General features: G+C 70.8%; 10 protein-coding genes. 9 read left to right on the top strand and 1 reads right to left on the bottom strand.

Going from position 1 to position 12167, the window contains the following annotated elements:
* Positions 1-167 precede the first annotated feature (167 nt).
* Positions 168-1520, top strand: coding sequence for an alkaline phosphatase family protein (locus ACQUSQ_RS12135; protein ID WP_435069527.1), 1353 nt, complete (start codon positions 168-170; stop codon positions 1518-1520).
* Position 1521: 1 nt separating this feature from the next.
* Here the strand turns inward: ACQUSQ_RS12135 and ACQUSQ_RS12130 are convergent, their stop codons facing one another.
* Positions 1522-2595, bottom strand: a complete 1074-nt coding sequence (locus ACQUSQ_RS12130; protein WP_435069525.1) for a tubulin/FtsZ family protein — start codon at positions 2593-2595, stop codon at positions 1522-1524.
* Positions 2596-2682: 87 nt separating this feature from the next.
* Here ACQUSQ_RS12130 and ACQUSQ_RS12125 point away from each other — a divergent pair, with 87 nt between their 5' ends.
* The 8 genes from ACQUSQ_RS12125 to ACQUSQ_RS12090 are packed head-to-tail and all read left to right on the top strand — an operon-like array spanning position 2683 to position 12151.
* Complete coding sequence (locus ACQUSQ_RS12125; protein ID WP_435069523.1) at positions 2683-3306, top strand: DUF7310 family coiled-coil domain-containing protein; 624 nt, start codon at positions 2683-2685, stop codon at positions 3304-3306.
* Positions 3303-3737: a DUF7311 family protein gene (locus ACQUSQ_RS12120; protein WP_435069521.1), complete on the top strand. Its 435-nt coding sequence runs from the start codon at positions 3303-3305 to the stop codon at positions 3735-3737. The genes ACQUSQ_RS12125 and ACQUSQ_RS12120 overlap by 4 nt, the downstream gene beginning before the upstream one ends.
* A gap of 32 nt (positions 3738-3769) precedes the next feature.
* Positions 3770-5659, top strand: coding sequence for an ATPase, T2SS/T4P/T4SS family (locus ACQUSQ_RS12115; protein WP_435069519.1), 1890 nt, complete (start codon positions 3770-3772; stop codon positions 5657-5659).
* Positions 5656-7368, top strand: a complete 1713-nt coding sequence (locus tag ACQUSQ_RS12110; RefSeq protein WP_435069516.1) for a type II secretion system protein — start codon at positions 5656-5658, stop codon at positions 7366-7368. Before ACQUSQ_RS12115 ends, ACQUSQ_RS12110 begins: the two co-directional genes overlap by 4 nt.
* Positions 7369-7406: 38 nt before the next feature.
* Positions 7407-7874: a DUF7283 family protein gene (locus ACQUSQ_RS12105; protein WP_435069514.1), complete on the top strand. Its 468-nt coding sequence runs from the start codon at positions 7407-7409 to the stop codon at positions 7872-7874.
* Positions 7855-8253: a DUF7285 family protein gene (locus ACQUSQ_RS12100; RefSeq protein ID WP_435069512.1), complete on the top strand. Its 399-nt coding sequence runs from the start codon at positions 7855-7857 to the stop codon at positions 8251-8253. The genes ACQUSQ_RS12105 and ACQUSQ_RS12100 overlap by 20 nt, the downstream gene beginning before the upstream one ends.
* Positions 8244-9107 (top strand): DUF7284 family protein, encoded by an 864-nt coding sequence (locus tag ACQUSQ_RS12095; RefSeq protein ID WP_435069510.1) that lies wholly within the window; start codon positions 8244-8246, stop codon positions 9105-9107. Before ACQUSQ_RS12100 ends, ACQUSQ_RS12095 begins: the two co-directional genes overlap by 10 nt.
* Positions 9104-12151 carry a DUF7286 family protein gene (locus ACQUSQ_RS12090; protein ID WP_435069508.1) on the top strand — a complete coding sequence of 1016 codons (3048 nt, stop codon included), beginning with the start codon at positions 9104-9106 and terminating at the stop codon, positions 12149-12151. The genes ACQUSQ_RS12095 and ACQUSQ_RS12090 overlap by 4 nt, the downstream gene beginning before the upstream one ends.
* The last annotated feature ends 16 nt before the right edge of the window (positions 12152-12167 follow it).

Raw genomic sequence — 12167 nt, 5'->3', positions numbered from 1 at the left:
GATTAACACGCCGCTGTCTCGCGATTATGGTGGTCGGATGGGAGCTGACGGCGGTCGAACCCGGCCCACGAGGTACGGTTCCCTAACAGGATTCGCCGCGTGTCGTGGCTTGCGTCCGTATGAGTCGGGAAACGAAGATACTTATTCCGAGACGGGCATGCCATGGTATGGGTCTGTTCGATCGACTGCGTGGAGAGGACCATCCGCGCGTCGCGTTTATCGGCATCGACGGGGTGCCGTTTAGTCTTCTCGAGAATCATCCAGAGGAGTTTCCGAATTTCGCAGAACTCGCCGACGAGGGGAGTTCCGGTGCCATCGATAGCATCGTCCCGCCGGAGTCGAGCGCCTGTTGGCCGGCGCTCACGACCGGCGTCAATCCCGGTGAGACGGGTGTCTACGGCTTTCAGGACCGCGAGGCCGGCTCCTACGACACCTACGTCCCGATGGGACAGGACGTCCAGGCGCCCCGCATCTGGGACCGGCTAGCCGAGGCCGACCGAACCGCGACGGTGATGAACGTTCCCGTCACGTTCCCGCCCCAGCGCAACGTCTCGCGGATGGTCTCTGGCTTCCTGTCGCCCGGCGTCGACAAGGCCGCCACGCCCGACGAACTCCGCGACTACCTCCAGTCCATCGACTACGCCATCGACGTCAACGCCAAACTCGGGCACAAAGACGACAAGAGCGAATTCGTCGAAGACGCTCACGAGACCCTCGACACCCGCTTCGAGGCGTTTTCGCATTACCTTCAGGAAGACGACTGGGACCTGTTTTTCGGCGTCTTCATGACGACCGACCGGGTCAACCACTTCCTGTTCAAAGATTACGAGCGCGACGGGGAGAACAAGGAGGCGTTCATGGACTTTTACCGCACGGTCGACGACTACATCGGCCAGATTCGGTCCATGCTCCCGGACGACGTGACACTCGTCATCGCCAGCGACCACGGGTTCACCTCCCTCGATTACGAAGTCCACTGCAACGCGTGGCTCCAGCAGGAGGGCTGGCTCTCCTTCGAGGACGACGACCACGACGACCTGACCGACATCGCCGAGGAGTCACGCGCTTACTCGCTCATCCCCGGTCGCTTCTACATCAACCTCGAAGGCCGCGAACCACGGGGGTCGGTGCCACAGGACGAGTACGAGGCGACGCGCGACGAACTGAAGGCGGCGCTCGAAGCGCTCGAAGGCCCCGACGGCAACCCGGTGTGTGAGCGGGTCGTCGAGAAGGAAGAGGCCTTCCGGGGCGCTCACGACGACATCGCGCCGGACCTCATCGCAATCCCGAACCACGGCTTCGACCTCAAATCGGGGTTCAAGGGTCACGAAGACGTGTTCGGTATCGGCCCGCGAAACGGGATGCACAGCTTCGACAACGCGACGCTGTTCGTCGACGACCCGGACGTCAGCATCACGGACGCAGACCTGTTCGACATCGCGCCGACCATCCTCGACCTGATGGACGTCGACTACGGACGGACCGACTTCGACGGTGGCAGCCTCGTCAAGTCGAAGTAGCTCAGAGCAGCCCGTCGATTCGGTCGTCTGCGAGCGACGTTTCGGACTCCTCTTTCTCGGCCTTGCGAGCCGCCTGCTTCGCCCGTTCGAGGAACTCGTCGAGACGGTCCGAATCGGCGACACCCCCGAGCAGAACCACGGACGCGATTCGGTCCTGACGGAGCGGGAAGTCGCCGCCGCGGACCTCCATCGAATCTATCTCGGTCTCCAGCCACGAGCGAGCCTTCTCGACGCCCTTGCGTGAGATGGCGTTCGGGCGGCCGGCGACGACGAGGAGGCCGCGCTCCGCCCGCGTCGTATCGGGGAGGCTCAGCCCCGAGCGCACCGCGCGGCGGGTGGTGCTCGTGACGACGTTGACGTTCGCCGCGGCGTCGGACGAGGCGTCGGCGGCGGCGTAGCCGAGCGTCGCGACGCCGCTACCGCGGAGGGTGTTCATCACCTCTGAACTGTCGACGACGGACTCGCCGACGCCCTCGACGGCCTCGCCGGCGGCGAGGAGGAGGCCGACGCGCCGGGCGATGCGCTCGTTGATGGCCTCGAACCCGGATTCGAGGCTCTCGCCCGACGACCGCCACGCGTCGTTGTCGACGAGCAAGGTGGCGTCGGCCTCGCGGATGAGCGTCTTCAGCGAGCGTCCGGCGTTCACCTGATAGAGCGCGCCCTCGTCGCGTCCGGGGAGGATACCCAGCCCGTAAATCGGGATGTCGTATATCCGCTGGAGTTCCTTGACGAGATACGGGGCGCCGCCGCTCCCGGTTCCGCCGCCGAGGCCCGCGACGACGAAGATGGCCTCGGCTTCGGCCGTCGTCCGGCCGTCGATAGCGCCGAGGACCTCCTGTACGTCGTCTCGCATCACCTCCGTACCGAGTTCGTTGTCGCCGCCGACGCCGTGACCGTTCACCTGTGCGCCGCCGATGAGGACGGTGTCGAGCGGGAGGGACTGCAGGTCGGAGCGGGCGCTGTTGACCGCGAGCGACCCGACGACCGCACCGAAGCCGTTGCGCGTGTCGAACTCGGAGAGCGCGGCGGTCACCTTGCCGCCAGCCTGTCCGACACCAATCAGGACGGACTTCATACGTCAGACGTGTGTCGTGCGACCCCTTCAACGCACCGCCGCGAACGGGGCGAACTTTTAGGTGCGATAGCGAGGCCACCGCGTGGCATGGCCGACGACACGCTGACCGAACGCGTCGCCGCACTCGAACGCGCCGTGACCGACGGACACGCCGACGACGGCCTCCCGGACACCGCCCGAATGGCGACACGCCTCGACGACGCGGAGTCGGCGGTGGCGGAACTCGACGACCGGGTGGCGGAACTGGAGGCGACGGTACAGGCGCTCCGTGGCTTCGCGGGCGGCGTCCGCGCCGTCGACGAAGCGGTCGAGCGCCGGGCGAACGACGCCGTCGCGCGGGTGGAGCGACTCGAAACCGAACTCCGGGACGTCGAGGAGCGAATCGAGCGCGATACCGGACGTACGCCGGAGTTCGACGCCGACGGACCCGCTCCTGTCGACGACGGCGAATCGAGACAGGACACACCGACCGGCGCCGACTCCGGCAGACAGTCTCGAACGGCCACCGACACGGGACGACCGGAGGCAAGACGGCGAGACGTGACGACCACCAGCGCGGGCGCGCATGACGACCCGGACGGACTGGGTGAAACCGTCGAAGCACGGAGCGACGCGGCGCTCGCGGAGATGGCGGCAGAGACCGAGGAGCCGGAGCCAGTCGAGGACTCCGAATCGGCGTCGCTCGGCGAGCGGCTCCGGCGACTGCTGTGATTCGGGTCGTCCTCGCGGTGCTGTTGGCAGTCGCACTCTTGGCGGCGGCGACACCCGCTATCGACGAGAGCCGGACGGCGCGAACGGCGATTCACCTCGACCGCGTCACTGAGCGGGTGGAGCGAGCGGCGCACTCGCTCACCGCCCACGAGGACCCGACGCGGCCGAGCGTGGGCGGCGCCCGCCGCCTCGTCGAATTCCGGCTCCTCGAACGGTCGTGGACCGCCGCCGACGCGAGTCTGTGGCTCGACGGCGACGACGACGAAGTCGGCTACCGGCTCGCGGGCGAATCGCCACACCGGACGACGCTCCGCGGGGTCGACCTCCGGACGCCGAACGGTCGGATAACCTTCGACGCCGGGGGCCGGTATCGGCTCGACCTCTCGCTCGTCCGCTCGGACGGCGTCGGCGTCGTCGTCACCCGGGGCTGAGGTTCAAAAGCGATAGCGCGGCAAGCCGGTGCATGAGACTGCTCGAACGACTGCGCGACGGCGACGAGGGGACGCGGTGTCGGTGCGAGCCGACGGTTCGCGACGCGACCGGTCCGAGCGGGGAGGCGACGCTCGTCGTCGAGGCGAGCGACTGCCCCGGCGGCGGTGACCTCGTCGACTCACCGGACTGTCGGGCGACGGTCGTCGACGCGCTCGCACGCCACGAGGCCGATTCCCTCCGTATCCGACGGGCCGGCCGTGAGCGCGTCTACGACGACGGCGCGGTCGGCCTCCTGGTTGCAGCGGGCCGGTTCGCGGCGCGTGTGGCCGTCCACGACGAGACGCTGGCCGAGCGAGCGCGGCGCGACCCGCTGGGTGCCGCTCGCGAGGCGACGGGACGCGCCGGGCCGGTCGAGCGACTGGCGGCCTCGTCGGGGCTGGCGGCGGGCCGGGACCGGGTCGACGGCTACGCGGACGCGCTTCGTGCGACCGTCGGGCCGATGATAGCGAACTCGCGACTCGTGGACGGGCCACCGGCGGGCGCGACGCTTCTCGATAGTCGGGACCTCGACACCGGCGCGACGGCGCGGCGTTACCGGACCGAGCGCGGCGACCGCTACGTGCTCGACCCGCTCGGCTGGCGGCTGGACGACGCGGCGTTGGAGGCGCTGTCGACCGCCTACGAGCGACTCTCGGACGGTGACGCGATCGACGACCGGGCGCTCGCCCGCGCCGTCAGGGGCGTCGATACCGACGGCGCGTCGGCCGCGGCGGTCGAGCGCGTCCTCCGGAAGCACACGCAGGGCCACGGCGTGCTCGACGACCTCTTTGCCGACCCGCAGGTCTCCGAAGTCACGGTCACGGCGCCGGTGAGCGACGGCCCGGTCCGGGTGGCTATCGACGGCGAGCGCCTGCCGACGAACGTCCACCTGACGCGCGAGGGAGCCGCCGCTCTCGCCGCCCGATTCCGTCGGGAGAGCGGGCGCGGGTTCTCGCGAGCGGCGCCGACACTCGACGCCACGACGGAGGGGCCGTTCGGCGAGCGGGTTCGCGTCGCGGGCGTCACCGACCCTGCCAGCACCGGCACCGGGTTCGTGTTTCGGTGTCACGGAACCTCGGCGTGGACGCTACCGGCGCTCGTGGCCAACGGCACGCTATCGGTCGAGGCGGCGGCACTCTGTTCGCTCGCCGTCGACCGCGCCGCGGCGGGGCTCATCGCCGGCCCGCGCGGCGCAGGCAAGACCACCTTTCTCTCCGCGCTCCTGTGGGAACTCCCGCCGGCGACGCGGACCGTCGTCGTCGAAGACACGCCGGAACTCCCCGTCACGGTGCTTCGAGACGCAGGGCGCGACGTGCAAGCTATCCGAACCGAATCGACCGATGGCCCGGCACTGTCGGCGACCGAGGCGCTGCGCACGGCGCTCCGACTGGGCGACGGTGCGCTCGTCGTCGGCGAGGTTCGCGGGGAGGAGGCAGGGACGCTCTACGAGGCCATGCGCGTCGGCGCCGCGTCGAGCGCCGTCCTCGGGACGATTCACGGTGACGGCGCGGACGCGGTGGTCGAACGCGTCGTGACCGACCTCGGCGTGCCGGCGTCGTCGTTCGGCGCCACGGACCTCCTCGTCACTCTCGCCGACGACGGGCGTCGTCGCGTGGCGTCCATCGAGGAAGTTCGAACCGCCGACGGCACCGTCACGTTCGAGACGCTGTTCGAACTCGGGAGCGACGGACCCGAATCGACGGGTGTCGTCCGACGGGGGAACAGCCACCTCGTCGCGTCGCTCGCCCGGCCGGACGAGTCCTACGCGGACGTACTGGACGCGCTCGACGAGCGCGAATCGCTCCTGTCGCGTCTCGTCGACACCGAGCGGACGGCGCCCGACGCGGTCGATACGGCCCATCGCCGCCGGGTGAATGGATGACGGGTCTCTCGATGAGCGACGTGGCGTCGTGGTGGCCGTGGCAACCAGAACCGGCGCCGGAACTCGACCGGGCGCTCGCGTATCTCGACGCCGGAGTCGACGCCGAAACGCTGGAGCGAGCGGCGCGGGTCGTCGCGTCGGCCGTCCTCGCCCTCGGTGTCGTCGTCGCGACGGTGCTGACCGTCGTCTCGACTTCGCGTATCGGCATCGGCGTCGGTGCGGGAATCGGTGCAGTCGGGCTCGCCATCCCAGTCGTCGCTCGCCACGGGCCGCCGTTTCTGGCGACGATGGCTCGGACGCGAGCGCTGGGGTCGGCAGCGTCGCTCGTCGGCCGGGCGGCCCTCCGGCTACGAATCGACCCGACGGTCGAACGCGCCGCGGCGTTCGCCGCCGAAACGGGGACGGGAGCCCTCGCCCGAAGCCTGACCATTCACGTCAAGCGGGCGGCGGGGACGCCGCGGAGTGGCTTCGAGCGATTCGCTCAGGAGTGGAGTGTCGAGTTTCCAGCGCTGGAGCGGTCGGTCGCGCGACTGAACGCCGCGGCATCCGCATCGCCGGCGGAGCGTGACCGACAGCTCGACCGGGCCGTCGAGGCGTCGCTCGACGGCGTTCGAGACGAACTGGCGTCGTTCACGAGCGAAATCAGGGGCGCAGTCACTGGGCTCTACGCGTTCGGCGTCCTCCTTCCGCTCGCGCTGGTGGGCGTCCTTCCCGCCGCCCGGGCGACGGGCGTCCGGCTCTCCTTGCCGCTGCTCGCCGTGCTGTACGACGGCGTGCTCCCAGTCGGCGTGCTGGTGGCGGGCGCGTGGCTACTGGCCCGCCGCCCCGTCGCCTTTCCACCGCCACACGTCGCTCGCACCCACCCGGACGTACCGAGCAGCCGGTGGAAAAGTGTCGCCAGCGGCGCCGTCGCCGCAGTCGGCAGCGCCGTCGTCGCCGCTCGCGTGGTCGCACCGTGGGCCGCACCGATTGCGGCGGTCGGTCTCGGATGCGGGGTGGCGCTCGTCGTCGACGCCCGCGCGGCGAAGCGAGTGTCCGAACGGGTCGAGGCGGTCGAAGCCGAGTTACACGACGCGTGCTATCTCGTCGGCCGGCGAGTCGCGGCCGGTGATGCCGTCGAGACGGCGATTGCCGACGCCGCCGAGCGGGTTCCGGGCGCGACTGGCTCGCTCCTCGACGACGTGGCGCGCCGACAGCGACGCCTCGGAATCCCCGTCAGCGAGGCGTGTTCGGACGCGGTCGGGGCGGTTCCGAGCCGGCGACTCCGCGAGGTGGCGTCGCTGTTCGACCTCGCGGCGGTCGAGGGTCGACCGGCCGGAGACGCGCTGGTCGCGACGGCGACACACCTCGAAGAACTCGAACGCGTCGAGCGCGAGGCCCGTCGCGACCTCTCGCGACTCACGGATACCCTGTCGAACACGGCCGCCATCTTCGGGCCGGTGGTGGGCGGGACCACCGTCGCGCTGTCCGCGCGCGTCGCACAGGCCGGGACGGCGACCCAGTTCGGCGCGGGGGCGTTGCCGACCCCCCAACTCGGCCTCGTGGTCGGGGCGTACGTCCTCTGGCTAGCGGGGGCGCTCACCGTCCTCTCGGTCGGGTTAACGCGCGGCCTCGACTGGACGCTCGTCCGCCACCGCGTCGGGGTTGCCCTCTCGCTCGCGACCCTCTGCTATCTGGCGGCCTATGTCGGCGCGGGGCTCTTTCTCTAACCCCGAGTTCAAGTAGGGAAACGAGGCCACCCCCGTCCATGCTCGGAGTTCCAGTCGACGCGTGGTACGTCTGGCTCGGCCTATCGCTCGCGGGCGTCGCCCTAGTCGGCGTCGGTGCGACGCTCCCGACGGCACCGCCGCCCGCCGCGACGGCGGCCGCGGACACGGTCGACCGAACGATGGCGACGGAGCGACCGGCCACCGCCGAACACCCGCTCGACGCGACGGCGATGCGACTCGGGCCGCGGCGTATCGGCCTCCGAAACGACGCCGGGACGACACACGCGGCCTTCGTGTTCGGGCCGGTGACGCCGGCCACGGCGTCGCGCGCACTACAGGCCGTCCTCCGGGGAGCGCCGCCGGACTCGCGGTTCGAGACGGCCGACGCCCTCTGTGACGCGAGCGCCGACGCCCGCTCGCAAGCGCCGCGATGGCGGCCCGTGGACAGCCCGCTACTCGTTCGCCACGTCGTCTGGGGGGAGTGTGATGTCACGCTCGTCGGATAGGGGGCAGGTCGAGCCGACGGCCGCGCTCGTCGTCCTCCTCGCGGTCTGTGGCGCCGTCTCGACGTACGCAGTCGCGCTCGGAAACGCCGACGTGGATTCGACGAGAGACCTCGCGTCGCCGACGCTGGACCGCGTCGCCGACCGCATCGAGCGAGGTGGTGTCGTTCGGCCGACCCGACTGAATCGGACAGGAGGGGCGATACCCGATGGCTATCACGGTAACGTGACGGTTGCGGCGGCGGGCGAACACTGGACGGCGGGGCCGATGCCACCCGGTCGGCGCGGCGACTCGGTCGATACGGCGACCCGCCGGCTGAGCGTTCGGCTGGCGCCCGGCCGGATTCGACCGGGACGCGTTCGGGTGGTGGTGTGGCCGTGACGAGCACCGTCCTCGACGGCGTGCTCTGTCTCCTCCTCGTCAGCGCGGCCGTCGTGACGGTCGCGACGGCGACGCCGAACGAGTCGGTCGGAGCGGGGCGCGCACCCGCGACTGCCTCGACGCTCGCGACGACGACGGCGTCGGTGAACTACACGCTCACGCCCAGCACCGAGACGACGGACGTGAACGTGCCCGCCGAGGCGCGTGACTTCGAGCGGACGGCCCACGGGACGCTCGCCGAACTGCTGGCGCGGGCCGCCGTCGGCCGAACGACGGTAGGCAACGACAGACTCTCGTACGCGAGCGAGGGCTTCGAGCGCGCCGTCGTCGGGGTGGTCCGCGGCGCCGTCCGCACCAACCACACCCAGATTGTCGTGACGTGGCGCCCCCATCCGGGGTCGTCGATAGCGGGACGACTCGTCGTCGGCGACCCGCCGCCACGGGGACGCCCCGTCCACGCGGCGACGCTCGACGCGTCGAGCGGTCTTCCCCAGACACGTCCGGCGGCGATGCGCGCCGCGCGGACGGGCGGACGAGCCGACGTGGCAGCCGCCATCGCACAGCGCGTCGTGGACGGGTTATTCCCCCCGACACGGACTCGGCTCGCGGCGAGCGACTCATCGGCGTCGGCACTCTTGGTTCGCCACCGATACCGCCGCGCCGAGCGCATCCTCGGCGTCACGCGTTCGACGACGCTCGTCGACGGCGGCGTCGACACCGGGAACGGCCGACTCACCGCCGCGCTGGCGAAGCGCGTCGCACACGATTTGCGCTCGCGAAACGCCTCGGCGACGAGCGTCGCCGAGACGGTGCGCGTCGGTCGCGTTCGAATCGTCGTGAGGACGTGGCCGTGACCCGTCTCGCCGACGACCGGCGGGCGCGCGTCCCCTTCGCGCTGGTCGGTGCGCTGTTGCTGGTCGGCGCGGCGACGTTCGGTGCGGCGCTCTCGACGCAGGGACCAGCGCGGGTCGACCGCGACGTCGACGCGGCGATGGACCGCACCACGGCGGCGACAACCACGGCGTTGCGGTCGGCGATTGACGAGGCGGCACACGAGGCGGCGAGCGAACCGGTGACCGAACCCGCCAACACGCCGTACGGGCGGCTACTGAGCGACGACACGCCCTTTCGGGACGCGCTCCGACTTCGAATCTACCGGAGCGTCGAGGAGCGGTTGTCGACGACGCAGTACCGCCGTGGCGACGTGACCGCAGTCGCCTCGCTACCGGCCGCGACGACGCCACCCGAACTCCGGACGGAGATGGGCCGAATCGAGGTTCGGGGCGTCGAGAACGGAACGGCGCTCCGCGTGACCGTGCGGAACATCTCGATTACGGCTCGGGAATCGGGTCGGGTCGTCGCCAGCGAGGAGCGCACCCGGACGGTGACGGTGTCGACACCCGTCCTCGCGTTACACGACCGCGCGACGACGTTCGAGACGCGGCTGAACCGCGGCCCGCTCGACGGCCCCGGACTCGGGCGGCGATTGACCGCGCGGCTCTACCCGGTCGCGTGGGCGCGCGGCTGGGGGCAGTTCTACGGCGCGCCAATCGCCAACGTCGTCTCGAACCGGCACGTGGAGACGTCGACGAACGGCGCCGTCCTCGAAGCGCAACGGGAGATGTTCGGCCGGAGCGACCCCGCGGGAAGACGGGGGATGGAGCGGGCGATAGCCGAACTCGGGGTTCGCGATTTCACGGCGGCGACACCCGTCGACAGCGCGTGGGCGGACCGGGTACTCGTGCGCCCGAACCCACGCCGAAACGATACGGGGACACTTCCCGGTCGACGCGAGACGGAGGGACCGACGGAAAACCGCACCATCTCGGTGGACGTGGACCCGCTCGCCAGCCACGCCGCGGCGGGGCTGCGAGCCGAGTCGCTCCAATCGAATCGCTCGCTCAAGGAGGTGCTTCGGGCCGCCTACCGGGTCGAGACGGAACTGCGGACGGCCCGCAGACAGACGTACGACGAACCGCGCCCCGAACCGGAAGAACCGGGCGAGCAGTGGTCGCTCACCGACGTCAGCGAGACGACGACGGCGACGGTCACTCCCGGCACCGGCTCGACGCCGTCGGTCCGAGAAGACGAACACCGACTCGACGGGTTCGTGCGCAACGTGGCGCTCGACCGCCGCGTGACGTGGCGATGGACCCACGAGAACGACACGACGACCACGTCGGCCGAGTGGACCGAGCGCTACCGTATCGGCGTGACGGTGGTCGGGACGTACGCCCCGAACGGGACGGCGCCGGACCGGCCGACCCGACCCCAGTTCGAGCGGGGCGGCCCACTCAACGGCCCGAACCTCGCCGACGTGGCGGGGAAGGCGGAGCGAGTCTTAGTCGAGCGCCGGGGCGGACGCGACACGGTGGCGACTAGGGTGGCGAGCGGCGAGTTGAACGAAACCGGTCGCGTCGTCTACGGCGACCGACCGGCCGACCTCCGCCCGTGGACGAACCAGAACCTGTCGGCGTTCAGCGAACGTCTCGACGCGACGAACGTCTCGGTCGAGGCGAGAGGCGTTGCGACGTACGCGGTGAACCCCCCGAAACGGCTCGCGACCCACCTTCGAGAGCGGCGGTCGAAACTCGTCGATGCCCCGCACCGATACCGGGGCGCCGCCGACCGGGCGCGCGTCGGGGCACGGGTGGCACTACTGAACGCGACTATCAGGCGGTTGGAGCGGCGGTCGGCGGCACACAACGAAACGCGAGACCGGTTCGAGGCGGTGCTCGACGGCGTCGGCGTCGATTCCACGGCGAGGCTCCGGCGCATCCTCGACAAGCGAGAGACGAGGGCGCCGTCGAGTCGGTCGACGCTACCCGGGTCACCGCCCGGCGGGTCCGTGGGCATCGTCCCGCGCGGGTCACCGTCGTATCTCACGGTGGCCTCGGTCGGTCACGACCGGGCGACGGGCGTCCCGCCGTCGCGTTCGTACCACCCGCTCTCGGCGAAAAACGTCAACCTGTTCGCGGCGCCGTACGGCGACGCCGCGGACACGGTCGCCGGGTCGGCGGACGAATCGTCGGGCGTTCGGCTACGGTCCGGGGCGCAGACGCTGCGCGCGTCGTCAGCCGACGAGTCGTCGGCGTCGCGGCGGCGGCTCCGCCAGTCGGTCGCCGAAGGCGTCGACGTGATTCGGTCGCGGTCACGACGGGCCATCAGGGACGAGACGAGTCTCGGCCGGCGAGAGGCGGAGGCGGCGGTCGCCGAGGGAGTCAGTCGGTGGGATAGGCCGGCAAATAGAGCGATAGCGGCCAGTAACGGCTCGCTCGCCGAAGCAATCGCTATCGCCGCGGACGAGCGGGCATCGGGAACCGAGGCCGGGCGTGCCGACCGACTGGAGGCACGTCTCGACGCGACCATCACGGCGGCGCGGCGCTCGTCGGCCACGCGGGTCGGCGAAGAGCAGACGGCCGATATTCGCCGTGAGGTGCAACGACGGATTACACGGCGGGCGACGGAGCGGGCCGGGAAGCGCGTCGGCGAGCGGATGAACGAGACGCTGGAGGTCACGCCCGCAGGACTCCCGGTCGCACCGGTGCCGGGACACTGGTACGCGACGGTGAACGTCTGGACCATCGAGGTCAAGGGCGCGTACGCCCGCTTCACGCTCCGGACGAGACGCGGGGGACCGGGGGAGCGACCGGGGTCGGAGGTTCAGTACGTCCGCGACGGCTCGCCGGTTCGGTTCGACGTGGACGGCGACGGCGACGCCGAACACCTGGGTCGCGACGAGCGAGTCGCCTTCGAGACGGGGACGGTCGTCACGGTCGCTGTGCCGGCGTATCGGAGCGGTGTGGGCGACGTGGACGGGAACGCCGACGAACGGTCGGGGACGTGGCCGCGACCTGAATGCACGTCGTGGTCGGGGGCGTGTCGCGACACAGAGTGACACTTTTGTCGGCGGG

It is taken from the genome of Haloplanus sp. C73 (genome assembly GCF_051195115.1).
Taxonomy (GTDB): Archaea; Halobacteriota; Halobacteria; order Halobacteriales; family Haloferacaceae; genus Haloplanus.
The sequence above is the reverse complement of the archived record's forward strand: the minus strand, read 5'-3'. Positions and strand labels throughout refer to the sequence as shown.

Bases quoted from the DNA above. Each gene is read 5' to 3' on its own strand.
- ACQUSQ_RS12115 (WP_435069519.1), top strand. From the start codon at position 3,770: ATGAGACTGCTCGAACGACTGCGCGACGGCGACGAGGGGACGCGGTGT.
- ACQUSQ_RS12110 (WP_435069516.1), top strand. From the start codon at position 5,656: ATGACGGGTCTCTCGATGAGCGACGTGGCGTCGTGGTGGCCGTGGCAA.
- ACQUSQ_RS12100 (WP_435069512.1), top strand. From the start codon at position 7,855: ATGTCACGCTCGTCGGATAGGGGGCAGGTCGAGCCGACGGCCGCGCTC.
- ACQUSQ_RS12130 (WP_435069525.1), bottom strand. From the start codon at position 2,595: ATGAAGTCCGTCCTGATTGGTGTCGGACAGGCTGGCGGCAAGGTGACC.
- ACQUSQ_RS12125 (WP_435069523.1), top strand. From the start codon at position 2,683: ATGGCCGACGACACGCTGACCGAACGCGTCGCCGCACTCGAACGCGCC.
- ACQUSQ_RS12105 (WP_435069514.1), top strand. From the start codon at position 7,407: ATGCTCGGAGTTCCAGTCGACGCGTGGTACGTCTGGCTCGGCCTATCG.
- ACQUSQ_RS12135 (WP_435069527.1), top strand. From the start codon at position 168: ATGGGTCTGTTCGATCGACTGCGTGGAGAGGACCATCCGCGCGTCGCG.